Origin of the sequence: Halomicrococcus gelatinilyticus (assembly GCA_024227995.1) — an archaeon.
GTDB classification, from domain to species: domain Archaea; phylum Halobacteriota; class Halobacteria; order Halobacteriales; family Haladaptataceae; genus Halomicrococcus; species Halomicrococcus gelatinilyticus.
Genome location: CP100466.1, coordinates 197,092 through 222,003, shown reverse-complemented (window position 1 = coordinate 222,003; position 24,912 = coordinate 197,092). Strand labels below are relative to the sequence as shown.

General features: G+C 69.4%; 25 protein-coding genes. 7 read left to right on the top strand and 18 right to left on the bottom strand.

What is annotated here, in order from left to right:
* Positions 1-62: 62 nt before the first annotated feature.
* Entirely contained in the window at positions 63-1,055 is a 993-nt protein-coding gene (locus NKT36_RS16290; protein WP_327053440.1) for a glutathione S-transferase family protein, read from the bottom strand.
* Positions 1,056-1,300: 245 nt separating this feature from the next.
* Here NKT36_RS16290 and NKT36_RS16285 point away from each other — a divergent pair, with 245 nt between their 5' ends.
* Together NKT36_RS16285 and NKT36_RS16280 are read left to right on the top strand one after the other, a co-directional pair.
* Entirely contained in the window at positions 1,301-2,611 is a 1,311-nt protein-coding gene (locus NKT36_RS16285; protein ID WP_327053439.1) for an MFS transporter, read from the top strand.
* 50 nt (positions 2,612-2,661) lie between these two features.
* Positions 2,662-3,327, top strand: coding sequence for a hypothetical protein (locus NKT36_RS16280; protein ID WP_327053438.1), 666 nt, complete (start codon positions 2,662-2,664; stop codon positions 3,325-3,327).
* On the opposite strand, the gene NKT36_RS16275 is transcribed toward NKT36_RS16280, so the two are convergent.
* On the bottom strand, positions 3,328-3,627 hold the full coding sequence (locus NKT36_RS16275) for a PadR family transcriptional regulator (RefSeq protein WP_327053437.1): 300 nt from the start codon (positions 3,625-3,627) through the stop codon (positions 3,328-3,330). It lies immediately after the preceding gene.
* A gap of 334 nt (positions 3,628-3,961) precedes the next feature.
* Here NKT36_RS16275 and NKT36_RS16270 point away from each other — a divergent pair, with 334 nt between their 5' ends.
* Positions 3,962-6,976, top strand: a complete 3,015-nt coding sequence (locus NKT36_RS16270; protein ID WP_327053436.1) for an FAD-linked oxidase C-terminal domain-containing protein — start codon at positions 3,962-3,964, stop codon at positions 6,974-6,976.
* A 4-nt stretch (positions 6,977-6,980) separates the two neighbouring features.
* On the opposite strand, the gene NKT36_RS16265 is transcribed toward NKT36_RS16270, so the two are convergent.
* The gene (locus NKT36_RS16265; protein WP_327053435.1) at positions 6,981-8,711 is read right to left on the bottom strand and encodes a MutS-related protein; all 1,731 of its coding nucleotides are present in this window, start codon (positions 8,709-8,711) and stop codon (positions 6,981-6,983) included.
* Between the two features lie 182 nt (positions 8,712-8,893).
* Between NKT36_RS16265 and NKT36_RS16260 the strand changes: the two genes are divergently transcribed.
* Entirely contained in the window at positions 8,894-9,325 is a 432-nt protein-coding gene (locus tag NKT36_RS16260) for a universal stress protein (protein ID WP_327053434.1), read from the top strand.
* Between the two features lie 151 nt (positions 9,326-9,476).
* On the opposite strand, the gene yqeC is transcribed toward NKT36_RS16260, so the two are convergent.
* From yqeC to NKT36_RS16240, 4 genes are all read right to left on the bottom strand, one after another.
* Positions 9,477-10,247: a selenium cofactor biosynthesis protein YqeC gene (gene yqeC / locus NKT36_RS16255; protein WP_327053433.1), complete on the bottom strand. Its 771-nt coding sequence runs from the start codon at positions 10,245-10,247 to the stop codon at positions 9,477-9,479.
* Between the two features lie 47 nt (positions 10,248-10,294).
* Entirely contained in the window at positions 10,295-10,675 is a 381-nt protein-coding gene (locus NKT36_RS16250; protein WP_327053432.1) for an SPW repeat domain-containing protein, read from the bottom strand.
* Between the two features lie 114 nt (positions 10,676-10,789).
* Entirely contained in the window at positions 10,790-12,541 is a 1,752-nt protein-coding gene (locus NKT36_RS16245) for a Rieske (2Fe-2S) protein (RefSeq protein ID WP_327053431.1), read from the bottom strand.
* A 91-nt stretch (positions 12,542-12,632) separates the two neighbouring features.
* A complete protein-coding gene (locus NKT36_RS16240) occupies positions 12,633-13,229 on the bottom strand; it encodes an AsnC family transcriptional regulator (RefSeq protein WP_327053430.1) in 597 nt (198 codons plus the stop codon).
* Positions 13,230-13,447: 218 nt separating this feature from the next.
* Between NKT36_RS16240 and NKT36_RS16235 the strand changes: the two genes are divergently transcribed.
* Complete coding sequence (locus tag NKT36_RS16235) at positions 13,448-13,591, top strand: hypothetical protein (protein WP_327053429.1); 144 nt, start codon at positions 13,448-13,450, stop codon at positions 13,589-13,591.
* Positions 13,592-13,649: 58 nt separating this feature from the next.
* Here NKT36_RS16235 and NKT36_RS16230 read toward each other — a convergent pair whose 3' ends face one another.
* The 9 genes from NKT36_RS16230 to NKT36_RS16190 form a co-directional block, all read right to left on the bottom strand.
* Positions 13,650-14,819 carry an MFS transporter gene (locus tag NKT36_RS16230; RefSeq protein ID WP_327053428.1) on the bottom strand — a complete coding sequence of 390 codons (1,170 nt, stop codon included), beginning with the start codon at positions 14,817-14,819 and terminating at the stop codon, positions 13,650-13,652.
* A 30-nt stretch (positions 14,820-14,849) separates the two neighbouring features.
* On the bottom strand, positions 14,850-15,266 hold the full coding sequence (locus NKT36_RS16225) for a universal stress protein (RefSeq protein ID WP_327053427.1): 417 nt from the start codon (positions 15,264-15,266) through the stop codon (positions 14,850-14,852).
* Between the two features lies 1 nt (position 15,267).
* Positions 15,268-16,026, bottom strand: coding sequence for an ABC transporter ATP-binding protein (locus tag NKT36_RS16220; RefSeq protein ID WP_327053825.1), 759 nt, complete (start codon positions 16,024-16,026; stop codon positions 15,268-15,270).
* A gap of 1 nt (position 16,027) precedes the next feature.
* Positions 16,028-16,813, bottom strand: a complete 786-nt coding sequence (locus NKT36_RS16215) for an ABC transporter ATP-binding protein (protein WP_327053824.1) — start codon at positions 16,811-16,813, stop codon at positions 16,028-16,030.
* Entirely contained in the window at positions 16,810-17,874 is a 1,065-nt protein-coding gene (locus tag NKT36_RS16210; RefSeq protein WP_407652250.1) for a branched-chain amino acid ABC transporter permease, read from the bottom strand. Before NKT36_RS16210 ends, NKT36_RS16215 begins: the two co-directional genes overlap by 4 nt.
* A 74-nt stretch (positions 17,875-17,948) precedes the next feature.
* Complete coding sequence (locus NKT36_RS16205) at positions 17,949-18,842, bottom strand: branched-chain amino acid ABC transporter permease (protein ID WP_327053822.1); 894 nt, start codon at positions 18,840-18,842, stop codon at positions 17,949-17,951.
* A gap of 3 nt (positions 18,843-18,845) precedes the next feature.
* Positions 18,846-20,174: an amino acid ABC transporter substrate-binding protein gene (locus NKT36_RS16200; protein WP_327053821.1), complete on the bottom strand. Its 1,329-nt coding sequence runs from the start codon at positions 20,172-20,174 to the stop codon at positions 18,846-18,848.
* Positions 20,175-20,379: 205 nt separating this feature from the next.
* Positions 20,380-21,945, bottom strand: a complete 1,566-nt coding sequence (locus tag NKT36_RS16195) for an SLC13 family permease (protein WP_407652249.1) — start codon at positions 21,943-21,945, stop codon at positions 20,380-20,382.
* An 80-nt stretch (positions 21,946-22,025) separates the two neighbouring features.
* On the bottom strand, positions 22,026-22,277 hold the full coding sequence (locus NKT36_RS16190) for a hypothetical protein (RefSeq protein ID WP_327053819.1): 252 nt from the start codon (positions 22,275-22,277) through the stop codon (positions 22,026-22,028).
* A 272-nt stretch (positions 22,278-22,549) separates the two neighbouring features.
* On the opposite strand from NKT36_RS16190, the gene NKT36_RS16185 reads away from it, so the two are divergent.
* The gene (locus NKT36_RS16185) at positions 22,550-23,131 is read left to right on the top strand and encodes a DUF998 domain-containing protein (RefSeq protein ID WP_327053818.1); all 582 of its coding nucleotides are present in this window, start codon (positions 22,550-22,552) and stop codon (positions 23,129-23,131) included.
* 319 nt (positions 23,132-23,450) lie between these two features.
* Here the strand turns inward: NKT36_RS16185 and NKT36_RS16180 are convergent, their stop codons facing one another.
* Together NKT36_RS16180 and NKT36_RS16175 are read right to left on the bottom strand one after the other, a co-directional pair.
* Complete coding sequence (locus NKT36_RS16180) at positions 23,451-23,579, bottom strand: hypothetical protein (RefSeq protein ID WP_327053817.1); 129 nt, start codon at positions 23,577-23,579, stop codon at positions 23,451-23,453.
* A 65-nt stretch (positions 23,580-23,644) separates the two neighbouring features.
* Positions 23,645-24,313, bottom strand: coding sequence for a helix-turn-helix domain-containing protein (locus NKT36_RS16175; protein WP_327053816.1), 669 nt, complete (start codon positions 24,311-24,313; stop codon positions 23,645-23,647).
* A gap of 144 nt (positions 24,314-24,457) precedes the next feature.
* On the opposite strand from NKT36_RS16175, the gene NKT36_RS16170 reads away from it, so the two are divergent.
* Positions 24,458-24,892: a universal stress protein gene (locus tag NKT36_RS16170; RefSeq protein WP_327053815.1), complete on the top strand. Its 435-nt coding sequence runs from the start codon at positions 24,458-24,460 to the stop codon at positions 24,890-24,892.
* Positions 24,893-24,912 lie beyond the last annotated feature (20 nt).

The following is a 24,912-nucleotide window of genomic DNA, read 5'->3' as shown; positions in this document are numbered from 1 at the left end:
GTTCACCGCAAAGAATGTTCGCTCGACGGAGGTCGGGGGAGCACCCGTCCGCTGGACCGGCGTCAGTCCAGAAGGGCCTCCGGCGGGCCGCCGGTGAGGCGGTCGCGGTCGTGGGATGCCTCGAAGTCCAGGTCCGGCCCCACCGCGACGATACGCTTCGGGTTCAGGTCGGCGTGGCTGCGGTAGTAGTGCTCCGTGATGTGGTCCATGTGGACCGTCTCGGCGACGCCCGGGAGCTGGTAGAGCTCCTTCAGGTAGTTCCAGAGGTTCGGGTAGTCGACGATACGGCGGCGGTTGCACTTGAAGTGGGTGTGGTAGACGGCGTCGAAGCGGACGAGCGTGACGAACATCGCGACGTCGGCCTCGGTCAGCACGGGGCCGGCGAGGTAGCGCTGGTCGGCGAGCACGTCCTCCCAGTGGTCCAGCGCGTCGAACAGTTCGGTCACGGCGTCCTCGTAGGCGGCCTGGGTGCCGGCGAAGCCCGCCCGGTAGACGCCGTTGTTGATGGGTTCGTAGATGGCGTCGATGGCGTCGTCGACGGCGTCGCGGTACCCCTCAGGGTAGAGAGTGACGTCGCGGGTCGCGTGCTCGTCGAACGCGGTGTCGAACATCCGCATGATCTCCTCGGACTCGTTGTTCACGATAGTGTCGCGCTCGGTGTCCCAGAGCACGGGCACCGTCACGCGCCCGGTGAACTCGGGGTCTGCGGCGAGGTACCGTTCGCGCAGGTGGTCCGCGCCGGCGACGGCGTCGGCGGTGCAGCCCTCGCGCTCGGGCGAGAACTCCCAGCCGTCGTCCTCGCGGTACGGGTCGACGACGGAGACGGAGACGGCGTCCTCGAGGCCCTTCAGCGCCCGGGTGACGAGGGTCCGGTGCGCCCACGGGCAGGCGTAGGAGACGTAAAGGTGGTACCGGCCGGCTTCGGCCGGGAACTCGGCGTCGGGGTCCGCCTCGACCCAGTCCCGGAACGCGGTCTCCTGGCGGTCGAACGCCCCCTCCTCGTCGGTGGTCTCGTAGGCGTCCGTGCGCCACTCGCCGTCGACGAGCATGTTCATGGTAGCGCAGTGGGCCCACGCGTGAAAAGGTCGCCCGTTCCCAGCCGTTCCTTCCGACTGTCCGCCGCCGTCGGGCCAGCTCGCCCCCATGCGGGAGCGGGAGGAGAGGGCCGACAGGACGGCGGGCACCACCGTCATGCGACTGGCCCGCGAAGGGACGGGCACGTGCTGCGCGAGCGAGCGGACGGAAGGACGGCGGACGCGACTGGAACGACAGCGCCGCATCCGCGGGGTGAGCCACGGGGATGACCGTGCCCGAGGTACCGGGCGAGGTCGAGTCGCCGCGGCGGGCGCTGGCCACCGTCGTCGCCGTCGTCTTCGTCGACATGCTCGGGTTCGGTATCATCGTCCCCATCCTGCCGTTCTACGTCCGGAGTTTCGGCGTCAGCGACGTGTACATCGGGCTGCTCGCCGCGTCGTACTCGCTGCTGCAGTTCGCGTTCGCGCCGGTACTGGGCAGGCTCTCGGACGAACGCGGCCGCCGTCCGGTCCTGTTGCTCTCCATCGCCGGCAGCGTCGTCGCGTGGACGCTGTTCGGCCTCGCGTGGAGCGTCGGCGTGCTGTTCGTCGCCCGCATGTTCGCGGGCGCGATGGGCGGCAACATCGCGGCGGCGCAAGCGTACGTCGCCGACGTGACGCCATCCGAGGAGCGCGCGACGGGGCTCGGCCTCGTCGGCGCAGCGTTCGGCCTCGGCTTCGTCTTCGGGCCGGCCGTCGGCGGCGTCTTCGCCAGCGACCCCGTCGTTTCCGCTGCTCGGGACGTGCTGCCGGGTGTCGTCCCGGCAACGCGGTTCTCGCTGCCGAGCTTCGCGGCGGCGGCGCTCTCGCTGCTGAACGTCGGCTTCGCGGCGGCGTTCCTGGAGGAGACCGGCACGCCGTCCGACGCACCGACCGGCGAGTCGCCCGTCGCGGGCCTGCTCGCCTCGCTACGGGACCCCGACCTGCGGAGTCTCGTCGCCTCCTTCCTCCTCCTGTCGGTGGCGTTCTCGGGCGTGCAGGTGATGTTCATCCCGTTCGCGGCGGACGCCTACGGGTACGGGGCGAGCGAGACGGCGCTGCTGTTGACCTACGTCGGCGTGCTGGGCGTGCTCGTCCAGGGCGTGCTCGTCGGCCGCCTCTCGCGACGCTACGGCGACGTCCGCCTCGCGTTCGCCGGGTCGACGCTGCTCGCCGTCGCGCTCGCGGCCATCCCCTTCGCACCGGTCCTCGGACGGGCGCTGGTGCCGCCGCCCGGTGGCCCCGCCTTCCTCACGCCCGAACTCGTCGCGCTGCTGGCGGTGCTGCCGCTGCTGTCGGTCGGGAACGGCCTGCTCACCGTCTCGCTGACGACGCTCGTCTCCACGAGCACGGGACGCGAGACGCAGGGAACCGCGTTCGGCGTCACGCAGGGGGCGGGCAGCCTCGGGCGCACCGTCGGCCCGCCGGTCATGGCGGCGCTGTACGCCGTCGTCGGCCGCTGGTCGCCGTTCGTCGTCGGGGCGGTCCTCCTTCTTCCGGTCGTCGCGCTGGCGTTCGCCCGACTTCGGCTGGACCAGCGCGCCGGGACGGCCCGGTGACGGACTGTGCACAGTTTTAAATACCATCACGGGAGAACGAAAGGTAACCGATGGCTCTCGAAGCTGACACGCGTGACTGGACCCTCCGGACGACTCGCAACGAAGAGGAGATGTGGGCGCTCGCGGACGAACAGGGCGTCCGCGAGGCGCGGCTATCGTACCCGTCGGGGTGGCTGTTCCTGACCCGCGACGCCACGACCCGCCAGCTCGTCGCGACCGCGACGGCGGAGGACGAGGAACGAGACGCGGCGGGCTACGCCGCGGCCCTCGACCGCGACCGGGAACGCGTCGAGCGGGCGCTCGACGACCTCGCGGCGATCGGCGCGTTCCACGAGGAGGAAGGTCGTTACCGGCCGAATCCGGACAGCGTCGTCGTGCGGAGCGTGGACCGCCTCGACGAGGCGGTCAGGGACGCGAACGACGAACTGGCGGTCGACGGTGTCGGTGCCGGCTTCCGTCACCTCGCGCGACTGGAGGCGGTCCGGCTGATGGTCGACGCGCTCCTCTACGCGGACGACGACCGACTCGACCAGGCGGATCTCCACGACTGGTGCGGTCTCTCTCGGAAAGAAATCTGGATGCACGCCGACCGACTCGAGGAGTACGGCGTGCTCGCCCCGTCCGGCGACAGCTACGCTATCGACGACGCCAGTCCGGTGTTCGCCAACGTGCGCGCGCTCGACGCCGCCGTCGTCGGAGCGGTGCTGGCCCCGTAGCTACGCCGTCTGGGTCTCCGCGAGGTCCTCTTCCACGTACTGCTGCTCCCACTCGCGCCGCGCCTCTATCTCGCGGGCGCCCCGGCGCGTCAGCGTGTAGAAGTTCGTCCGGCGGTCGCGCTGGCCCTTCTCGACGAGTCCCTTGTCGACGAGGGAGTCGAGGTTCGGATAGAGGCGACCGTGGTGGATCTCCTTCTCGTAGTACGATTCGAGTTCTTCCTTGATAGCGAGGCCGTGCGGTTCGTCGAGTCCGGCGATGACGTACAGCAAGTCCCGCTGGAAACCAGTCAGGTCGTGCATGGTTCTCCCTGGTAGTACAGAATCATCGAACAGACAAAAGCATGATGGCCGGAACGGTCCGGCCCGGAGCCGTCGCGCGGTTATTTCGCCATACGAACGCTGCTGTCGACCGCCGTCTCTGTCGCCGGCGAGACAGGCACCGCCTCAGGCCAGACCGGGAACATACTCGTCTCGGTCGTCACGTCGTGCTCCCGTCGGCGACCCGCACGCGCTGTCCGAGCGGTCGAGGCGCGTCAGTCGGCCCGGATACGCACGGCGCGGTACGGCCGAGTCGATGCCGGTGGACGGAACGCCCGACCCTGGATTTATGCATCCATGCGTGGTGACAACAATCATGCAACCCCCGGAGTTCGAGTCCTACCGCGACGCGATCGGCCACGACCCGCCGGACCAGACGCCCGAACTCGCGGCCGACCTGCGCGCGTCCGTGGACGGCAGCGTCCGCTTCGACGAGTACACGCAGGTGCTGTACGCGACCGACGGGAGCATCTACCAGGCGCGGCCGGCCGGCGTCGTCTTCCCCCGCGACGTCGAGGACGTCCAGGCAGCGATGCGGGTCGCCGCCGACCACGGCGCGCCGGTGCTCCCGCGCGGCGCGGGGTCGTCGCTGGCGGGCCAGGCGGTCGGCCCCGACTGCGTCGTCCTCGACTGCTCGCGGCACATGGACGCCATCGTCGACGTCGACCCCGACGCTTGCCAGGCGGTGGTCGAACCCGGTGTCGTCCAGGACGACCTCGACGACCACCTCGCGCAGTGGGGGCTGAAGTTCGCGCCCGACCCGGCGTCGTCGAACCGGGCGACCGTCGGCGGCGGCATCGGCAACAACTCGACGGGCGCCCACTCGGTGCGGTACGGCATCACCGACGCCTACGTCGCCGAACTCGACGTGGTGCTGGCCGACGGGTCGCTGATACACACCCGCGAGGTCGTGCTGGACGGCCCGGAGTACGAGCGCATCGTCGCGAACGAGGACCGGGAGGCCGAACTCTACCGGACCGTCCGCGCCGTCGTCGAGGGGAACCGCGAGGAGATCGATGCGCGCTACCCGGAGCTCAAGCGCTCGGTCAGCGGCTACAACCTGCAGAAGGTCGTCTACGAGAACGAGGCAGGCGAGCGCTGCATCGACCTCACGAAGCTGTTCGTCGGCGCGGAGGGCACGCTCGGCACCGTCGTCCGGGCGACGCTCGACCTCGTGACGCGCCCCGAGGAGACGACGCTGGCCGTCTACTGCTACGACGACCTGGTCGACGCGCTCGCGGCGGTGCCGGCGGCGCTCGACTGCGACCCGAGCGCGGTGGAGCTGATGGACGACGAGGTGGTCAGGTTGGCCAGCGAGTCGACGGAGTACGCCGAGTACGCCGCTCCCATCCCCGACGACGCGGCCGCGACGCTGATGGTCGAGTTCGACTCCGAACTGCACGACGACTTCGACGCCGCCATCGCGGCGACGACCGACCGCCTCCTGCGCTCGGGGACGGCCGACGACGTCATCGTGGCCACCGACCCGGACGAGCAGGCGCGCCTCTGGAAGCTCCGGAAGGCGGCCATCCCCCTGCTCATGAGCATGGAGGGCGACCCGAAGCCCTACCCCTTCATCGAGGACGCCTCCGTGCCGCCCGGGGAGCTCGCGACGTACGCCGAGGAGTTCCGGGCGGTGCTGGACGACCACGGCACGTCGGCGGCGTTCTTCGCGCACGCCGGCAGCGGGACGCTGCACATCCGACCCGTGCTTTCCCTCAAGGGGGAGGACGGCGTCGAGACGATGCACGCAATCGCCGAAGACGTCACCTCCCTCGTCCTGGCGCACGACGGCGCGTTCTCCGGCGAGCACGGCGACGGCCTCGCCCGCACGGAGTTCAACCCGAAGCTGTACGGGCCGCAGCTCTGGGACGCGTTCAAGGCGGTGAAGTCGGCGTTCGACCCCGACTGGCGGCTGAACCCTGGCACGGTCGTCTACCGCGACGAGGACGGCGAGACGGACATGCGCGAACACCTCCGGTACGGGCCGAAGTATTCGTCGCTCGAACCGGGAACGGTGCAGGACTTCGACGACGAAGGCGGGTTCTCCCACCTCGTCGAGCTCTGCAACGGCTGTGGCACCTGCCGCCAGACCGGCAGCGACACGATGTGTCCCTCCTACCGCGGGATGCGCGACGAGATGACGACGACCAGGGGCCGCGCGAACCTGCTCCGGGCCGCCATCAGCGGCGACATCCCCACGGAAGAGCTGTTCACCGAGCGGTTCCAGCGCGAGGTGCTCGACCTCTGTCTCGGCTGCAAGGGGTGTGCGAGCGACTGCCCGACCGGCGTCGACCTCGCGAAGCTGAAGGCGGAGGTGAAACACGAACACCACCGCCGGACCGGGGCCGGCCTCCGCGAACGGGCGTTCGCCAACGCCGACCGCCTGGCCGCCGTCGGCAGCGCGCTCGCGCCCCTCTCGAACTGGCTGGCGGACCTCCCCGGCGCCGACCGCGTCGCCGAGCGGGTGGGCATCGACCCCGACCGCGAGCTTCCGCCGTTCCGCCGCGAGACGTTCGTCGAGTGGTTCGCCGACCGCGGCCCGCAGGTGCCCGAGCACGCGGCCGACGAGCGGGTCCTGGTCTTCCCCGACACCTACACGAACTACAGCTACCCCGCGCCGGGGAAGGCGGCGGTCGCGGTGCTGGAGGCGGCGGGCGTCCACGTCCGCATGCTCGACGACCTCGCGCCGAGCGGGCGGGCCGCCTACTCCGAGGGCTTCCTCGACGTGGCGCGCGAGCGCGCCCGGGAGAACGTCGAGGCGCTCGCACCGCGCGTCTCGGACGGCTGGTCGGTCGTCTTCGTCGAGCCGTCCGACGCCGCCATGTTCCAGGACGAGTACCGCGACCTCCTCCCCGGCGGCCAGGCGGCGGCCGACGGGGGCGTGGGTGGAGACGCGGCGACCGACTACCCCCACGCGCCCGTCGACCGGGTCGCCGACGCCGCCTTCGGCGTCTGCGAGTTCCTCGACCGGAAGCGCCTGGACGACGAGGTGGCGTTCGACGCTCCCGACGAGTCGCTGGCCTACCACGGCCACTGCAACCAGAAGGCGCTCCGGCGCGACCACCACGCAGTCGGCGTGCTGCGCCGGGCTGGCTACGCGGTCGACCCGCTGGACAGCGGCTGCTGCGGCATGGCCGGCAGCTTCGGCTACCGGGCGGAGAACGCGGACCTCTCGCGGGCCATCGGGCAGATCCTGTTCGACACGGTCGACGAGAGCGACGCCGACACCGTTGTCGCGCCCGGCGCGTCCTGCCGGACGCAGCTCTCCGACCGCGAGGCAGAGCGGCCGCCGACGCCGATCGAGAAGGTGGCAGAATCGCTACGGTGACTCGCTACTCGTCGCCGCCCGCCCAGGAGTCGAGCGTCCGCTGGACGGCCGCCTCGCCGACGGCGCGCCCGAGCACGTCGAAGCCGGCGCGCTCGGCGCGGTCGTCCGCGGAGGCGATGAGCCGCGAGACGATGAACTCCGGCGTCGACTTGCCGACCGTCTCGAACCGCGGCTGGTAGTCGACCTGCAGTTCGAGGTCCTCGTCGAGGCCCTCGGCGAAGATGCCGTCCTTGCGGGCGCGGTCCGGCAGGGGGTTGAGGTCGTCGGCGAGGTGCGTGACGAACACGCCGAGCGCGCCCTTGTCGACGGTGAGGCCGACCAGGCCGTGCAGGAGGTCGGCGGCGCTGCCGGGTTCGGTGATGGCCTCGAACTCGTCGACGAGCATCAGGGTGCGCCCGTCGTCGGTGAGCGGCGGGACGATGCTCTGGAGCGTCGACTCCAGCACGCCGGCGTTGAAGCTGGCGTGCCGGCGGTGGAAGACGATGGCGTCGGAGAGCGACACCTGCGCCCGCTCGGCGGGGACGGGCAGCCCCATCTGGGCGAGCAGGCCGACCTGGCAGAGCGTCTCCAGCAGCGTCGTCTTCCCGCCGCTGTTCGCGCCCGTGAGGACGGAGACGCGGTCGCCGCGCGGCGGCCCCGCGACGCCGTGGTCGCCGATGCCGTACGTGACGGGCTGGACGGCGTCGCTTCCGGCGGCCAAAAAGAGGTTGCGCGCCCCCTCGACGGCGAACGCTCCCTCCTCGAACTCCGGACGCGTCATGTCGAAGGTGGCGGCGAACCGGGCCAGCGAGAGGTGGAAGGCGAGGTCGTCGACCGCGTCGACGGCGGCGTCGATGGCGTCCCGGGCCTCGTCGATGTCCTCGGCGAGTTCCTGGGCGACGCGCTCCTCGCGGTCCTCGACGGCCCCGCGCTGCTCGTCGGCGACGGCGCGCAGCGACTGGCTGACGAAGTCCGTCGCGTCGGTCGCGTCCCCGGTCGTCGCCGCCCGTACCTCGCCCGGGCCGATGCCGGTCTCGCTCGCGACGTGCTCGACGAACGACTCGCGGAACTCGTCGGGGCCGCGGACGTCGCCGGACTGGACGGCCTCGAGCACGTCCAGCGCCGACCCCTCCAGTCGCTCGACGGCTGCCAGCGCCTCGCGCCGCCGGTCCAGTTCCTCGTCCGCGCCCTCGGCGACCTCGCCGTCCTCCAGTTTACCGAGTGCGCCGACTGCGGCGTCGAGCGCGTCGACGTCGATTGCGCCGACGGGGGCGAAGGCGCCGTCCTCGACGCCGGCCTCCCGGAGCGCGAGCGCGGTCTCGACCGCGGCGCGCTCGCCGCCGTCGTAGCCCTCGAAGGCGTCGAGGACCTCCTGCTGCGTCGCCTCGTCCAGGGCGGTCCAGGAGTCGAGCGCCCCCGTCACGGCGTCGAGGCGCTCCTCGGCCTCGGACCGCGACTGCAGCGGCGTCATCACCCGGATGCGGTCGGCCGCGTCCTCGGTGACGGCGTGGTCGCTGGCGAGGCCGAGCAGGTCCTTGTACACGGAGCGGGTGTCCCGCGTGGCCAGCACGTTCATCCCCTCGCCGCCGTTCGCCCGGCGGAGGATGCGCGTCGCACGGCCGCGCGAGAGGCCGGCCTCCGTCAGCGCGCGCACGTCGGAACCGTCGATGGCCGCGATGGCGCGCTCGACCCCGAGTTCGGATTCGAGCAGGTCGCTCGTCTTGGGTCCGACACCCCAGTAGTCCTCCAGTCGCATATCCGTGGGCTGACACGCGCTCGCCTTAACGATTTCCAGTGCGACCGCCGCGGACGCCGGCGAGCGAGCAGGAAGATGCGGTCGAACGCCGTTGCCGGGCGTGCGTCGAGGGGCGCGCCCGGATTCCGCCGACGGGAGCCGAAGTGAGGATATAAAAAGCCCGACCGTCTATCTCCACCCAGATGTACGACGACATCCTCATTCCGACGGATGGGAGCGACGCCACGGAGACGGCCATCGAGCACGCGGCCGACGTCGCCAGGCAGCGGAACGCCACCGTCCACGTCCTCCACGTCATCGACGACCGCGCCTTCCTCACCCTCGACGACGACCGCGTCGACCAGGTCACCGAACAGCTCCGGAACGAAGGCGAGCGAGCGGTCGGCCAGGCCGCCGAACAACTGGAGGACGTCGGCGTCCAGGTGACGACGACCATCCGGAAGGGAAGTCCCGCCGACGAGATCGTCGCCGCCGCCGAGGAGAAGGGCATCGACCTCGTCGTCATGGGCACCCGCGGCCCCGACGCCACGGAGAACCTGCTGGGCAGCGTCGCCCAGAAGGTCGTCGCGACGGCGTCCGCGCCGGTCCTCACGGTGAACATCGCGGAGGACTGAGACGCTCCCCGACTCCGTCGGTCGGGACGCCGCCCGGCTCCCCGCATCGCAACCGACCGCTCCATCTTTCTCGGCGCGACCGACCCGCCACTCGCCCGTCTCCCCGCCGCCACCCAAGTTCTCGCACCGTCCCCCACGTCGTCCGCTGCCGTCACTCCACGACCGCGACCACCGGGTCGGGGGCGTTCATCCGCGAGAGGACGACGCGCTCGACGCTCGCACGGTCGAGCACGCCGGCGGCGACGGCGCGTGCCGTCGCTTCGAGCGCCTCGTCGTCGACCATGTTGACCAGCGGGACGGCCTGTGCGTCGTCCGGCACGCCCTTCAGACCGCCGTCGCCGCTCGCCAGCACGGTCGCCACGTCGTCCGCGCCGATTCGCTCGCCCCGCTCCAGGCCGGTGAGCGCGGCGACCCGGTCGGGGCGGTGGACGTGCTCCTCGGTGAGCGGCTTCCCGACGACGCGCGCGCTGGCGACGGGGACCACGGTGTCCGCGCTCGCCGGCAGTTGCGGTTCCCGCTCGTCGGGGGCCTTCAGCAGTCGCGACCGCGCGCCGTCCGCCTTGACCAGCACGGCGTCGACGGCAGCGCCGTCCGCTGCGTCCGCCAGGCGGTCGACGACCGTCGGGTCGTACCCCCGGTAGCGCTCGAAGCCGCTGTCCGTCCGCTCGCGCTCGGGGACGAGGCCGAGCGGCCACTCGTCGTCGTCCGCCAGCGCCGATGCCGGATCTTCGGTGACGGTGAGGCGGGCGACCTCGTCGTCGAAGCGGGGAATCCGGACGGTCGCGGTGACGACGGCTCGTTCCAGCGCGTCGGCGAGGCGGTAGAGCGTCGTCTTCTTGCCGCCGGCACCGACGAGACAGACGACACCGCTGGCCGACAGCGCCGTTCCGAGACGGGCGGGTCCACCGTTACCTCCTGACATACCTCTCCCTGCGACGGGCGACGGCTAAGGTCTGGCGCTCGTCCGCGTCAGCGCCGGTCCGCCTGCGCGCGCGCGGACTCCTCGTTCCGCGCTGCGGCACTGCGGTGCGCCAGCAGCGCCACCCCGACCAGCAGCGCGCCGACGACCACGTCGCTCCAGCGGTTGGCCGCGCTCACCGACCCCACGGCGAACGGCTGGACGAACTGGAGCACGCCGACGAGGCCGACGAACACCGGCGCGGCCGGCGTCAGTCGGCGACCCCGGAGCGCCCGCACCACCGAGTAGGCGGCGACGGCGAGCAGCGAGACGCCCGCGAGCACGTCGCTCCAGAAGTTCGGCGCCAGGGTGGCCTCGAAGACTGCGAACGGCGCGACGACGAGCCACGCCCCGAACAGTGCGCTTGCTGAAGCGGTCACGTTCCCCCGCATTCCCGTTCTCCACGCTCGACTGCGCCCGGGTTAAGTCGAACGGCCCCCGCCGTCCACGCGTCCGTCGACGGGCCGCTCCGGCGGGCCGTCGACGTCAGGCCCGTTCGCTCGGGGCTACGGCTCGTCCGTCTCGTGTATCCGCTCGCCGCGGTTCAGCCGCCGGGCGATGGTGTAGGTCTGCTCGGCCTCCCGGCGCGTCGGGAAGTGGGCGGCCATGTACCGCGCGAGCGCAATCAGGACCACCGCCCGCTCGCGGTCGTCGGTCCGGCGGTCGAACTGCGCGAACGCGGCCTCGAGGTGCTGGAGCGTGTGGAAGTTCGCGTCCTCGCGGAGCAGGCCCTCGCCGAGCGTCCGCTTCAGGGCCGCAGGGTCGCCGTCCGCGGCGAAGTGCTCGGCGACGACCTCCGCGGCCGCGTCGACGCCGCCCTCCTCGTCGAAGGTGTCGAGGAGTCGCGCCCGCAGATCCGCGGGGTCGGCGTCGCTGTCCGCCACGTCGGGAATCGGCGTCGGCGGCGTGTTGAGGAAGCGGTCGAGGTAGACGCTCATCGCACCGGTGAGCACGCCGCGGTAGAGCGCGGTCGAGCTCGCGCGACGAGCGGCCGCGTGGACGGCGTTGTTGTAGGAGAACGTGTGGTGGACCGTGTTCCAGTCGTCGAACTCGTTGCTCGTGCCGAACTGCGCCACCCGGACCGCCGAGGCGTAGGCGACGCGGTCTGCCAGCTGTTCCGCGGTCGCGCCCGCACGTACGGCGGCGGTCAGCGCGCCGAGGATTGCGTGGGGGTCGTCCGAGAGCAGCGTCTCGACGAAGTCAGCCGGCTCCGTCCACGTCTCGCCCGCGCCCGCTTCGACCATGTCCGGCAGGTCCTCGAAGGCGTCGAACAGCAGGCTGGCGACGTCGACGGGCTGGGTCCACGAGGAGAGTTCCTCGCTGCGCCGGGCGTCGGTCAGCCGCGGGACGACGCTCGGCAGCACCTCGTCTGCGTGCTCCCAGCCGACGTGGTCGAGCAGTTCCAGCGCCTTGTTGACGAAGTCGAAGCTGTGGCCCGAGTCCAGGTAGAGGTGGTCCGTCGCCGCGGTGTAGAGTATCTCCGCCACGTCCGCCGGTTCCAGCGTCGCGACGGCCGTCTGGAGGCAGCGTTCGGCACCGTCGTCGTCGCGCACCTCGACGCAGTCGCGGAACCACTTCCGCAGGCGGTCGGCCGACAGGTCCCGCGCGTCGAAGGCGGGCTGGTCGAACTTCGGCGGTTCGCCCTGGCAGTCGTCGGCGACGTACCGGAGGCCGGTGTACAGCGCCCGGGTGCGGTCCTCGGAACGCAGGTCGTCGAGGACGTTCGCCATCGACGCGTGGATGGTCAGCCCCGGTCCCCAGCCGTCCTCGCGGTACTGCGCGCCGAATCGGCCCCCGATGCGGAGCGGCACCGCCGCCGGGACGTCCTCGTTCGACAGGCCGATGACGGACTTGGCGACGACGAGCCGCAGGTTCTCCTCCAGCCCCGTCTCCAGGCGACTCCGCCAGTGCTGCTCGGGCGGTTCCGCCGGGTCTGGGCGGGGGGCCACGTACACCGCACCGTCGCGCTCCTCGACGGGGAACGACTGGACGTCGTCGGCCCACGGGTCGAACGTGTCGCCGCAGGAGAGTTCGAACCGGGCGTGGTGCCAGTGACAGGTGAGGATGCCGTCCTCGACGGTCCCCTCTGTGAGCGGGAACCCCATGTGTGGACAGCGGTTGTCCACCGCGCGGTACTCGCCCTCGTGGTGGAAGAGGGCGATGGCCCGCCCGTCCGCCCGGGCGAGCAGTCGTCCCTCCTCGCGGAGCTCGTCGGCGTCGGCCACCTTCACGAACTCGGCATCTGACGTCGAACCCATGCGAACGCGTACCGCACGAGCCCGCCTAAAGGTTCCCTGAAGACGGTTCCTGTAAGCATACTATCATTCGAGGGGCAGCTTGGACTTTGGACTACGACGTCGCGCCCTCCTGCAGGCGCTCGTAGCGGTCCACGAACCGGGACTTGCAGGACGAACAGCAGAAGTGGTAGAGTTCGTCGTCGATGCGGGTGGACTCGCCCTCGCTGGTGACCGTGTTGTCGCACTCCACGCACTCCGGGGCGAAGTCGATGTCGCCGGGCTGTGGGTTCCACGTCGAGTCGACGAGCAGTTGCACGTCGTACTCCTCGACGGCGTCCTCGCCGATGGCGTCGGCGAGCAGGGACTCCACGTCGCGCTCCCGGAGGTTGGCCTTGCAGACGACGTGCGCGTCGGCGGTGACGAAGACGTGCTCGACGCCGTCGAACGACGAAAGCGCCGACCGGACCGCCTCGACGCTCCCCGGGCGCGCGTGGACCGTGACGAGCAGGGAGAGCCCGTCCGACAGCAGTTCGTAGTTGAGGTCCGCCGTGAACTGCTCTATCACGCCCAGTTCCTTCAGGCGGTCCACCCGGTCCGACACCGTCGGTGGCGAGAGTCCGACCTGGTCTGCGATCTCGTTGTAGGGACGACGGGCGTCCTCCACGAGCAACCTGATGATCTCCCGGTCCGTATCGTCGAGTTCTCGCATCCCTCGACGCTTCGACCTCGGACGCAAAAACAGTTTTCACTACCACGGCCGTTCGACCGCTTCGTCCGAGGTTGCTGAACCGAGATTCAAATTCCGTTATTTTCCTAATTCAATTATCCGTCGGCGGCTGTCCCACGCGGCCCCGGTTGACCGCCGACCTGCCGGGGAAGAAAGCCGGTGTCGAAACGGCCAAAGGACTCCGGCATCGATGCGAAGGCGTGGCAACGACGCTGCAGGTAGACGGCCTGGCGTGGGGCGGGTGCGAGGAGACCGTGGTCGAGGCGCTCGAGTCTGCACGTTCGGCACGGACGCACGTCGCGTGGTGCGTGCGACGGGCGACCGGTGCGACCGCACCGAACTGATTCTCCGACGGCAGCGAACCAGCGGTGTGGTCGGCGACCCGACCGCCGAGCGGCATGGCTACGCCACGTTCCGCCGGACGACGACGAGCAGGCCGACGCCCAGCGCCGCGCTCGTCGCCAGGAGGACCCACCCGAACGGGTAGGAGAGCGCGTCGACCACGAACCCGAACGCGGGCGGGGCGAGGAGTGCGCCCACGTTGAGCGTCGTCTGGCCGCCCGCGGTCGCCGCGCCGACCTCGTCGGGAGAGACGAGCGCCGTCATGCAGGCGTAGTAGAGACCGGTGAACCCGAGGATCGTCGCGCCGACGCCGACGCCGAGCGCGACGGCGACCGCCGGGGGAAGGCCCGGCACGCCGAGCGCCGCGAGGAACCCGACGCCGGCGACGGCCTGCCATAGCAGGACCCGGGCGCTGCCCGCGGCCTCGTCTCCGACGCGGTCCGCGAGGCCGCCAGCGAGGACGCGGCCGACGCTCCCGGTCACCTGCATGCCCGCGAACACGAGGCCGGCGACGGCGACGGTGGTCCCGACGCTCTCGGTGAAGTACAGCGTCACGTACCCGACCGTCGTGAACAGCGCGGCCCCGAGGAACAGTCCCGCTCCCGCGAGCGCGACGTACGCGCGGTTGTTCCGGAGTCCACGGACGTCCGGGAGCGACCAGACGCCGCCAGACGTGCTGTCGTAGGCGACCGCGAACAGTGCGGCGACGGCCGCGGCCACCGCGGCGGCCGCCAGGAACCCCTCGCGCCAGGTCGCCACCGTCGGCGCGAGGGTGACGACGAGGACGGCCGAGAGACCGCTTCCGGCCGTGACGCCGACCTGCTTGACGCCCATCGCTCGTCCGCGGGCCGACCGCGGGACGTTCGAGACGACGGCGCGGTTCGTCGCCGGCATCGCGGTCGCGTACGCCGCGCCCAGGCAGGTGGCCGTCAGCAACAGCGGGACCAGGCCGTCCGACAGGGCGATACCTGTCGCGCCGGCCGACAGCGCGAGCAACCCGCCGACGAGGACGGGCTTCTCGCCGGCACCGTCGACCGCCGCGCCGACCGGGAAGAGCGCGACGGTGTAGCCGAGCGTCGCCGCCGTGACCACGACGCCGACCAGCAACCGCGAGAGGCCGAAGGCGTCGCGGATCACCGCCGTCGCCGCGAACAGCGCGTAGAAACAGGTGCTGGCGACGACCTGCCACCCGGTCACGAGCGCGACGGTCCGTCGGCGTGAACTACCCATAGAACTGAAAGCGAACACCCAGGGCCCCGTTCAGGTCGTCTCGTCACCGCCGGTCACGACGACCGGGACGGACGCGTCGAGGACGACGCTCTGGGTGACGCTGCCGAAGATGGCCTTGCCGGCGGGCGTCCGCTTCCGGGTACCCATGACGACCATGTCGACGTCGAGGTCGTCCGCGAGGTCGAGGATGCCCTCGCTGGGCGGACTGGCGGCCTCGGCGATCTCGACGTCGTATCCCGCGTCCGCGAGCGAGCCGCGGACGTCGCGGACCGTCTCCGCGCGGTCGGGGTGCTGGAGCTCCGCCGGGGCGTCCCGTTCGTCGTCGACGAGCACGTGCGTCAGCACGACCGTCACCTCGTCGGGGCGTCCCGGGAGCGATTCGACGAACGCCGCCTGGTTCTCGGCGCGCGCCGGGTCGTTGTCGAGGGGGACGAGTAGGGTCGTCACGTCATCCTCCGAGGTAGAGCCGGCCGACCTCCTCGTCGTTGAGCAGTTCGGTGCCGGTGCCGGTGAACTTTATCTCGCCGCTCGCGAGCACGAACCCGCGGTCGGCGACCGAGAGCCCCTTCTCCGCGTTCTGCTCGACGAGCAGGATGGTGGTTCCGAGGTCGTTCAACTGCTGGATGCGGTCGAACACCTGGTCGATGTACCGCGGTTCGAGCCCGATGGACGGCTCGTCGAGCATCATCACGTCGGGCTCGACCACGAGCGCACGGGCGAGTTCGAGCAGTCGCCGCTGGCCGCCCGACAGCGACCCGGCGCGCTGGTCGCGGATGTCGCCGAGCAGGGGGAACTCGTCGTACAGCTCCTCCGCGCGCTCGTTGGCGCGGTCCTCGTCCTCGAAGACGAACCCGCCCATGAGCATGTTCTCGTGGACGGTCATCCCCGGGAACACCGAGGCGTCCTGGAGGACGTAGCTCATCCCCGCGCGGAGGTTGTCCTGGGGGGAACGGCCCGTGATGAACTCGTTCCGGAACCGGACGTCGCCGGAGAACACGTCGGCGAAGCCGTAGATGCTCTTCATCAGCGTCGACTTCCCGGAGCCGTTCGGGCCGATGAGACAGGCGATCTCTCCCTCCTCGACGGCCACGTCCACGTCGTGGATGACCGTCGTGTTGCCGTAACCGGCCGTCACGTCCTGGAGTTGTAGCAACGGTTCGCCGTCGTCGACTGTCGCGTCTGCCGTGGTTGGTGTGTTCGTGCTCATGTCACTCCCTCCCCAGGTAGGCGTCGAGCACGCGGTCGTCGTTCTGGATGGCCTCCGGGGGTCCCTCGGCGATCTTCTCGCCGTGAGCCAGCACGTAGATGCGGTCGGCGACCTCCATGACGAAGTCAATGTTGTGCTCGATGAGGAAGATTGTCACTTCCCGTTCCGTGTTCGCGGACCTGATGTACTCGATGAGCTTGTTCAGCATCGAGGGGTTGATGCCGCCGGCCGGTTCGTCCATCAGGAGGACGTCCGGTTCGGCCATCAGCGCCATGCCGAACTCCAGCAGCTTCTGCTGGCCGAAGCTCATCCGGCCAGCCTTGACGTCCTTGAGGCCCGCGAGCCCGACGTACTCCAGCAGTTCGTCGGCCTGCTCGCGCGCGGCGTCGCTCGGCGGCGAGAGGTTCGCGACCAGCCCGCGGTCCTCGTGGGCCGAGACGAGCATGTTCTGGTGGACGGTCATCTCGTCGTAGATGTGCGTGTGCTGGAACATCCGCACCATCCCGTTGCGGGCGACACGGTCCTCGGACCAGTCGGTGACGTCCTCGCCGCGGAGTTCGACCCGGCCGTCGGTCGGGTCGAGCGCGCCGGTGATGCAGTTGAACAGCGTCGACTTCCCGGCCCCGTTCGGGCCGATGAGGCCGACGATCTCTCCCTCGGCGACCTCGACGTCGACGTCGTCGACGGCGACGAGGCCGCCGAAGTTCTTCGTCACGCCGCTGGTCCGAAGCACCGTCCGTCCTGTCGCGTCCGTTCCGGTTGCGTCCGTCTGCGTCGTCTGGCTCATTCGTTCGTTCCTCCCGTGGAGTCCTCGGTACCGCCGTCAGCGGCCGTCTTGTCGGTTCCGCCGGCCGATTCCTCCGCCGCCTGTCCGCCGTGACGGTAGTACTCCATCGCGCTGGCGCGCTCCTCGATAGCGCCGACGATACCCTGCGGGAACAGGATGACCGTCGCGATGACGACGCTACCGAGGACGACGAGCTGCCAGCCGCTGAACAGGGCGTCGATCTGGACGACCGCGAAGTGGAGTCCGAACCCGCCGAGGACCGGCCCGAGGACCGTCCCCGAACCGCCCAGCAGCGCCATGGCGATGAGTTCGACGTTCCACGCGCCGTTGTACGCCGTCATGGGGTTGACGAACGTGTTGAACAGCGACCACGTCCCGCCGACGAGGCCGGTGAACAGCGCCGCGATCATCCACGCCGCGGTCTTGTAGTACGTCGTGTTGATGCCCATCGCGACCGCCTTCTCCTCGTCGTCGCGGATGGCGTTCAACACGTAGCCGAAGCGCGTGTTCGTGAGGTAGTAGACGGCCACCACCTCCACCACGAGGAGGCCGAGGAACAGGTAGTAGAACTGCGTCCCGGTCGGGCCCTCGAACAGGATCTTCCCGCTCGCGCCGCCCGTGATCTCCAGGTTGCGCGAGACCTGCTGGATGGCGAGCAGGATGCCCAGCGTCGCGATGGCGAAGTACCCGCCGCGCAGGCGGAGCACGACCATCCCGATGAGGCCCGCCGCGAGCGTCGCGAGCAGGCCCGCGACGACCATGGTCGCCAGCAGCAACAGGAGCGGGTCGCCGGCGACGGCCGACGGGAACGCACCCGCGTAGTCATTGTAGAGGATGGCCGTCGTGTACGCGCCGATGCCGAAGAACCCCATCTGGCCGAAGCTGGGATAGCCCGTCTGGCCGCCGATGAGGTCCCACGACAGCGCGAGGACGGCGAAGAGGAACATCTCGGAGACGAGGGACATGTAGAACCCCTCCTGCAGGCCGACGACCGGCAGCGCCGCACCGACGAGCGCGAGGACGCCGATGACGTGCCAGCCGTAGCGAGCGCCGAAGTCCATCGCTCGCTCGGAGAACGCGTTCAGTGCCCCGTCGAGGCGAGCGCGGTAGCGGTCGACGCCGCTCGACTCTCCGCTCATGCTTCACCCTCCACGCTGTCGCCGAACAGGCCGCTCGGCTTCACGACGAGCAGGACGATGAGCAGGCTGAACGACACCGCGAGCGTCCACTTCGAGGAGACGATGCCCGCGGTGAGTTCCTCGACGGTTCCGAGCAGCAGGCCGCCCACGAGCGCACCGGGAACGCTCCCGATGCCGCCGAAGACGACGATGACGAAGCTCTTGAGCGTGTAGATGAGCCCCATCTGCGGCTGGACGTTGAGGATCATCGCGATGAACGCGCCGGCACCCCCGGCGATGGCCGAGGAGAGGCCGAACGTCGTTGCGCGGGTGTGTTCGACGTCGACGCCGACCAGCGCGGCGGCCTCGGCGTTCTGCGACACCGCGCGGATGGACCGGCCCGTCCGCGAGTTCTTGAGGAAGACGTACAGCAGCGCCGTCAGGACGATGGCCCCCGCGAACGCGAGGAGCTTCATCTTCGGAACGACGACGCCGCCGAGGTTCATCGACTGCTGGGCGAACTGGACGGTGACCGTCCGCGGGTCGGCCGACCACGCCTGCAGCGCGAGTTGCTGGATGACGATGCTGAGTCCGAACGTGACGAGCAGCGTCAAAAAGAGGTCCTCGTCCGTGACGCGGGCGACGAGCGCACGCTCGAGCGCGTACCCGACGCCGAACAGCACCGCGACGGAGACGAGGACCGACGCGAGCGCGACCGGCGGCGAGGCCGTCGCTTCGCCCATCAGGAACGTCAGCGCCCAGTAGCTGACGTAGCCGCCGAGCATCACCATCTCGCCGTGCGCGAGGTTGATGATGTCGACGACGCCCCAGATGAGTGCGAACCCGACGGCGACCGCCGCGAACAGCGCGCCGACGAGGAGTCCGTTGACCACGAACTGTGTGATCGCCATCCGTTAGCGTTCGCTCCAGTCGGGCATCGGGTAGATGGGCGAGCTCTGCTGGACCGACTTCGGCCAGACGATCTGCTTGTCCTTCTCCGGCTGCCACTGGTACAGCAGCATCTCCTTGTCGATGACGCCGGAGTCGTCGAAGGTGACGTTGCCGTAGGCCGATGTGAACTGGATGTCCCGGATGGCGTTCCGGACCTTGGTCGGCGTCACCTCGTCCACGGTCTCGAAGGCCTTCTTGAACGTCAGGATGACCGACTCGCCGGCCGCGCTGTGGTAGTCCGGGTCGTAGCCGAACTCGCTCCTGATGGCGTCGGCGAACTTGCTGGTCGAGCCGTACACCGGGTCCTCGAAGTCGGCGTTGATGGCCCACGACGACGGTCCGTAGACGTAGTCGCCGTTCTTCTTGGCCTCGTCCTTGAACGACTGGTTGAGGCTGCCGACCGTCGCCATCGCCATGTCGACGTCGACGTTCTGGCTCTCCAGTTGCTTGGCCATCACGATGGCGTGCTTCTGGTGGGCCGCGAGGATGAGCATGTCCGCGTCCTGGTCGCGGACCTTGCCGAGGTTCGTCGAGAGGTCGGACGTGCTCGACGGGAACGTCTCGTCGACGGCGAGGCTGAGTCCGGACGTGTTCTCGATCTTCTGCCGGACGCCCTTGGCCGTCGACTGGCTGAACGTGTCGTCTTCGGCGAGCAGCGCCGCCTTCTTCGGCGCGTCCGACTGCGCCATCGCCATGTCGACCGACGACAGGGCGTACTTGTTCGCCGTCGGCAGTAGGCCGAAGATCCACTCGTTGCCCTGCGAGAAGATCTCGGGGCTCGCACCGCCGCCCTCCACCATCGGCTTCTTGTTCTTCGCTGCGACCGCGCTCGCCGGCAGCGTCACGGACGAGGAGTAGGGGCCGAGCAGGTAGTCGACGTCGTCCCGGTCGATGAGGTCCTGGTAGATCGTCTTGGACTTCGAGGCGTCGGTCTCGTCGTCCCGGAGGATCATGTCCAGTTCGTACGTGTTGCCGTCGCCGGCCTCGATGCCGCCGTTGTCGTTGATCTTCTGGATCGTCAGCTTGTAGGCGTCCTGGTAGAGCTTCCCGAGGTCCGCGTTGTCGCCGGAGAGGCTCATCGAACCGCCGAGGGTCAACGTATCCTTGCCGCCGCTACTTCCACCGTCGTCGCCACCGTCACCGCCGTCGTCGCCACCGTCGTCGCCACCGCCGCCGTTGCCGTTGTCGTTCGCCGCACAGCCAGCCAGGCCGGTGAGTCCGACGACGCTCGCACCGCCCGCTACTTTCAGGAACGTCCGCCTGTCACGTGATGGTTCGTCACTGGTTGTCATTGTAACGCTACGTAGGCTGTATCACTGATACATTAAGAATGTATCGATGATACAAGGCCGTAGAGCACTCAGCGTAGTCGAATTCTGCAATGCACGAAACAAATGAAGGTCAAAGACGAACGCTGAATCGGAGAAAAACTCAACGATTGTTCCGGAACCTAAACGATAGTTCCAGAATGTGGCAGCTGGCAAGTTTTGCAGTCCGTCACCAGAGGATGGCCGGCCAGACGAAGTAGAACAGCAGGGAGATGAGCAGCGTCAGGACGAGGGTCATCACCACGTTCAGGACCATCCCCGCCCGGAGCATGTGGTCCTGTTTCACGTGGCCGCTCCCGAAGACGATGCCGTTCGGCGGCGTCGCGACGGGTAGCGCGAACGCGTAGCTCGAGGCGATGGTCCCGGACACGCCCAGGAACACCGCCGCCGCTGCGGTCGACTCCAGTTCGAACGTGGCCGCGAGGGCGCTACCGATGCCGATGAGCAGCGGGGCGATGATGTTCGTCGTCGCGGTGTTCGAGGTCATCTCCGTCAGCAGGATGACGAACAGGACGATGGCGCCGACGACGAGCACGACCGGCGCTCCCAGCAGCGCGTCGAAGAAGAGACCGGCCAGCCACTCGACTGCGCCGGTCTTCTCCAGACCACCGGCCAGCGAGAGCCCGCCACCGAAGAGGAGGATGGTCCCCCAGTCGATGTCCTCGAGGTCGTCCCAGTCGACCGCGTCTGCGAGCGTCAGCGCCGGGATCGCGTAGAGGCCGACGAGGACGAAGTAGAGGAGGCCCTGGTGGCCCTCGACGCCCAGCAGCGTCGGGCCGCTCCCGCCGAACAGCGTCGTGTACACGTCCGCGGGCAGGTACGGCCGGACGAACCGTCCGAGACCCCCGACCACCCACAGCACCGCCGTAACCGCGAAGATGACGGCGACGCGCCGTCCGCGCTCGTCCAGTCCCCCTTCGGCTTCGAGGACGCGACGCGCCTCCGCCCGGGCGTCCTCGACGTCCTCGACCTCCGGCGGGTAGAGCCAGAACGTGAGGACGTACCAGACGAGCGGGAGCGTCACCAGGACCACCGGCATCCCGATGAGCAGCCAGTCGGCGAAGGTGATCTGGTAGTCGATGAGTCGGTCCAGGTAGGCGACGACCACGACGTTGGGCGGCGTCCCGACGAGCGTCCCGACGCCGCCGACGCTCGCGGCGTACGCCGTCCCCAGCAGCGTCGCTATCTGCATGTTGGAGAACTGCCTGTCGGCGTCGGCCGTCCGCACGTCGTCGCGCCCGATGACCTGTCCCAGGACGCCGAGCGCGATGGGCGTCATCATCGCCGTCGTGGCGGTGTTCGACACCCACATCGAGAGGAACGCCGTCGCCAGCATGATAGCCAGGATGAGCCGCCGGGCCGACGACCCCATCCGCGTCATCAACCCGAGCGCGATACGGCGGTCGATGCCGTACTTCTGGAGCGCGTTCGCGAGCATGAACCCGACCAGGAACAGGAAGATGAGCGGGTCGGCGAAGCTCTCCAGCGCGTCACCGAGGTCGGTGTAGATGCCGAACGCCGTGAGCACCGCCGGGATCGACAGCGCCGTCACCGGGAGGGGAAGCCCCCGGGTGACCCAGAGCAGCCCCGCGTAGAACAGCGTCGCCAGCGCGTACTGGCCGGGACGCGACAGCGTCTCCGGCGTCGGTGCGGCGGCGATGGCGACGGTCCCGACGACCGCGACCGTGAACGGGACGAGGCGTCGATCGGGCGTGATGGCTGCCGACATCTTCATCTCTGTGGTAGTATGGTGATTTTTCGCACGGTATAGAAGTTACTGACGGTCGTGACATAGTTTAGATTTCGAGAGGAACGCTAGAAGTGGTCGGCGATGGCCCGCACCTGGTCGTGGGTCAGTTCGGCCGTGTACAGGTCGAACAGTTGTTCGAGCCGGTCGGCGGAGAGACTCCGATTGTCGTTCTCCAGCATCGAGACGTGGGCCTGCATCAGGTCGTCCAGTTCCTTCTCGACGGTCCGCTGTTCGTAGCCCGCAGCGGTCCGGAGGAGACGCCACGCCCGGGGCGACAGGGATTGAACGTCCACTACCGTATCGTCCTGTCGACCCATCTGGTCAGGCCTTGTCGGCTGGCGAAAATAATTGTTTGGCTATCACCGCGTGGCGGCCGGGGAGCGGCGACCGCTTCGGTCGACCAGGGCTCGCGGCAACGCACTGTCCGATGCGTTCCTGCGGTTTCGAGTCCGGTGAACGTGGGCGAACCGGAGTAGCGGACAACGGTGATATGACGACCGGGACCCTGTCGGTACGTATGGACGACGCTCGAAGCAACGAAGATCCGTCCGGGTCTGGTGTTCCCGATACGTCGACCGCCGGGACGAGCATGGTCCTCGCCGGTGTGGTCGCGTTCATGGGCATCACCACGGCCTCGGTCCTCTATCCGGACTACTCGATCCGACAGGACATCAGCGACCTCGGTTCGACGCGGCCCCCAGATCCGGTCATCCACGAGCCGTCGGCGACCATCTTCAACGCGACGATGCTGCTGACGGGCGCGTTCGTCGTCATCGCCGCTTACTTCCTCTACCGGGACGGGGGCACTCGCGTCCTGACAGTTCCGCTCGCGGTGTTCGGCCTCTCCGTCTTCGGCGTCGGCGTGTTCCCCGGGAACGTCACCCCGTGGCACGGTCTGTTCGCGCTTCTCACGTTCTTCAGCGGCGGCATCACCGTCGTCCTCTCCTCGCGGGCCGTCACGCGCCCGTTCTCCTACCTGTGCCTCTTGCTCGGTGGAATCTCGTTGCTGGTGCTGGTCAGCGTGTTCTTCTACGGACTCGTCCTGCGCGAACCCACTCCGCTGGCGTTCCTCGGGTCCGGCGGGGTGGAACGGTGGGTGGCGTACCCCCTGCTTCTCTGGGTGCCAGCCTTCGGCGGCTACCTTCTGGGCGGTGCGACACCGACCCGGTGACACCGACTCGACGGCCTCGATACCGGGCGTGAACCAGCGGATCCGCGACAGTGTCGAACAGGAGCGCGCATCGGACGACGGCGGCGACGCTTCCGAGACGACCCCTGTCCTACTGGGCAGGCGAGACAGCACGCGGAGACGTGAACAGGGCAGTTGGGCTCGGTCGGCGGGCTAACGCGCACTTCGTTCTACTCCGGACACCGGCGAGGGCACGGTCGAAAGGTTCCCGCGCGTCGGGTGGGAGACGACGACCGGGCGGCGACCGCATCGCACTCCAGAGACGGACTCAGCCCGGAGGGCAGCGCCCCCGCCAGTTGTTTCAGCTCCCCGCCGACTCGCTCCGGCGGAGTGCACGGACGAGGACGGCCAGCGCGATCGTCGCCAGTATCCAGACGGTGACAAGCACGACGCCCGCCGCCGCATCGTTGGTGTCCCCGCTCTCGGCCATACGAACGGGAGACGGCGACGAGCAGAATAAAGCTGGCGGCACGTTCGACCGGCGTCCGCTCGCCCTCACCCGAGTTCGTCGCTGCCGACGACGAGCGTCCGCGAGATGAGGTTGCGGTACGCCCGGCGAAGTCGTTCGGAGAGCGCCTGGTGGGAGATGCCGAGTTCGGCCGCCAGTTCCTCGCCCGAGACGCGGCGCGGCACCTCGAAGTAGCCCCACTCCAGCGCGGTCACCAGCGCCTCGTACTGCTCCTCGGTGAGGCCGTACTGGCCGCGCCGCGGCGACTCCTCGAGCTGGTAGATGCGTTCGACGTCGAAGTCGATACCGTTCGTCTCGCAGAAGTCGTACGCCGCCGACAGCGAGTCCCGGTCGGGGAAGAGGACGCGGAGCCACCACTCGTCGCGCTTCCCGACGGCGTCCATGACCGTCCCGTCGGCGTCGACGAGCACGTGGACGACGAACTCCACGTGGTCGACCCACTCCATCCGGTAGAGCCACTCGTCGCCGAGGTCCGCGAGCAGCTCCACCCCGGCCGTCGTCGGGTCGTCCTCCAGCGCCCGGGAGAGCGCGTCGGACTGGTCGGCCTCGGCCGTCGCCCACACGTACGGCATCACCCGTCCGGCCTCCGGAGCGACGACGCGTTCGACCTCGAACTCGACCCTCGCCACCCCGTCGAGCGTCGCCTCGAGAGCGAACTCTGATGCCGGAATCCGCCCGACGACGATAGTTCCCATGCGCGTGGGTACGCCCCCCGGCGGGAAACGTCTGCTGGCGCGCAGCCGCGTCGCAGGTTCAGGGTGGCGATTCTCGAAAGATGATAATAGGCACAAACGTCACCCCTCGCGGGCCCGTCGTATCTGGTACGGAGGTACTCGACGATGTACGACGAAATTCTACTCCCGACGGACGGCAGCGACGCGACCGAGAAAGCGGTCCAACAGGCGCTCGACCTCGCGGCGACGTGCGACGCACGACTGCACGTCGTCTCCATCGTCAACCAGACGGCGCTCCCGGCGGAGGCGCCGCGCGGGCGACTGGTCGACGAACTGGAGACGTTCGCCGAGTCGGCCGTGGACGAGGTCGAAGAACGGGCCGAGGAGGGCGGCGTCGACGTGACGACCGCCGTGGTAAGCGGCACCCCGTACCGCGCCATCCTCGACTACGCCGACGAACACGACGTCGACGTCGTCGTGATGGGAACCCACGGCCGGCGCGGAATCGACCGGTACCTCATCGGCAGCGTCACCGAGAAGATCGTCCGCCTCTCCGACGTGCCCGTGCTCACGGTCCGGATGGGCGAGGACGAGGAGTAGTCGGCGTGGACCGCGCCCGG